General features: G+C 58.1%; 1 pseudogene. It reads left to right on the top strand.

Annotation, left to right across the window (positions count from 1 at the left end):
• Positions 1-401, top strand: a pseudogene (locus KP705_RS21855) (IS5 family transposase); the annotation flags it as partial.

Here is a 401-nt window from a genome sequence, read left to right as displayed (position 1 = left end):
TGGCCTGCGCTGGCGCGACGCGCCCCGGGAATACGGTCCACACAAGACGCTCTATAATCGCTGGAAGCGTTGGGGTGACATGGGCATTTTCATGCGGATGATGGATGGTCTGGCTGCCCAAAAGGCCGAGCCCCGGACCATCATGATTGATGCGACCTATCTCAAAGCACACCGCACGGCTTCGAGCCTGCGGCTAAAAAAGGGGATCCAGGCCGCCTGATCGGTCGCACCAAAGGCGGTATGAATACTAAGCTCCATGCCGTCACTGATCAGAACGGACGACCGCTGAGCTTTTTCATGACTGCGGGGCAGATCAGCGATTATACTGGTGCCGCTGCCCTGTTGGACAGTCTTCCTGCAGCACAATGGATGCTGGGAGATCGAGGGTATGACGCCGACTG

The sequence above is a fragment of the Gluconobacter sp. P1D12_c genome (genome assembly GCF_018812105.1).
GTDB lineage: Bacteria > Pseudomonadota > Alphaproteobacteria > Acetobacterales > Acetobacteraceae > Gluconobacter > Gluconobacter oxydans_A.
The sequence above is the reverse complement of the archived record's forward strand: the minus strand, read 5'-3'. Positions and strand labels throughout refer to the sequence as shown.